At 37.3% G+C, this 1,629-nt stretch carries 1 protein-coding gene; it reads left to right on the top strand.

The window, feature by feature from the left end; all coding sequences use genetic code 11:
• The coding region (locus AC1DRF_RS26835) for an endonuclease MutS2 (RefSeq protein WP_477742171.1) at positions 1-1,460 on the top strand (1,460 nt) is incomplete at its 5' end.
• Between the last annotated feature and the right edge of the window lie 169 nt (positions 1,461-1,629).

The raw sequence follows: 1,629 nt of genomic DNA, 5'->3' as shown, positions 1-1,629 counted from the left end.
GCAAAGAGCTCAAGCGTATCAGAAGACATATAGAAGGAACGGAAGCGAAGATTTCAGAACAGCTTGCGAAATTTTTACGAAACGGGAAAAACAAAGAGTATATTCAAGACTTCTTCATCAGTAAAAAAGGAGACCGCTATACGATTCCGATCAAGGCATCCTATAAAAATCATGTTGGAGGAACGATTGTTGAAACATCTTCTAAAGGGTCGACAGTGTTCATAGAGCCGGCATCTATTACAAAGCTGAATGCGGAACTAGCGATTTTGAAAGCAGAAGAAGAGGTAGAAGAATATCAAATTTTAGCGTTTTTAACAGGTTTAGTGTTAGAGAAGCTAGCTGATATTCATATTAATTTAGAGCTAATTAGCCAATACGACATGGTGTTTGCCAAAGCAAAATACAGTAAACAGGCAGACGGAATCGAACCTAAAATTAATGATTATGGATATATTCATTTAAAAGGCGCATATCACCCGCTATTAACTGGTAAAATTGTTCCGCTTCACTTCGAAATTGGCGAGAATTATCGAAGCTTAATTATTACCGGACCTAACGCAGGAGGAAAAACCGTTGTCTTAAAAACGATTGGGCTACTGACACTCGCTACAATGTTAGGATTTCATATTACAGCTGATGAAGGAACAGAAATTGCATTGTTTGAACATGTTTTTGTCGATATCGGCGACAACCAAAGTATTGAAAATGCGCTGAGCACCTTTTCCTCACACATGAAAAATATATCGGCTATTTTGCAAAAAGCAACGAACAATACGCTGCTCCTATTCGATGAAATTGGCAGCGGCACCGAACCGAATGAGGGAGCTGCACTTGCGATTGCAATCTTAGAAAAGTTTTATCATATGGGCTGCATAACGGTCGCGACTACGCATTACGGAGAAATTAAGCGTTTCTCAGAAATTCATCCTGACTTTATGAATGCCGCCATGCAGTTCAACAGTAAAACATTAGAACCGCTGTATCAGCTGTTAATTGGCACATCTGGAGAAAGCAATGCGCTTTGGATTTCAAAGAAGATGAAGGTAGAAGAAGAGATTTTACAAAAAGCAAAGTTCTATATGCAAAGCAAATCGTATGATACAGAAGTCGTCAGAGAAAATAAAATAAAAAAACCAACTATTTTGAAGGAAAAGAAAAAAGACCGTGTTGAATACCAAATGGGAGATCGAGTCAAACTGTTAGATTATGAAAATCATGCGATTGTGTATAAGTCTAAAGACAACACAAACAATATAGTCGTACTCTATCAGAATGAGTTAATTGAAGTAAACATTAAGCGAGTAGCTCTTGAAATCAAAGCTGCTGAATTATATCCCGAAGGCTATGACCTCGATTCGTTATTTATTAGCTATAAAGATCGAAAAGAGCAGCATGATCTGCAGCGAGGATCAAAAAAAGCATTGCGGAAAATTGAAAAAGATATACGCGAAAATAGATAAAGCAGAAGCCCAGCACTTATAAGAAAGTGCTGGGTTTTGTTTTTATGCAGCTTCTCAAAAATACATAGCGCCCTTTTGTTAATGACTTAAAAGATAAGGAGGTTTCCTTTAGCTATATTAGTAATCTATAGGTATAAAAAACACCTTTCACCTCTCTAATATACCTGAG

The sequence above is a fragment of the Priestia sp. P5_B4 genome (genome assembly GCF_056400385.1).
This window is presented reverse-complemented; position numbering and strand designations above follow the sequence as displayed.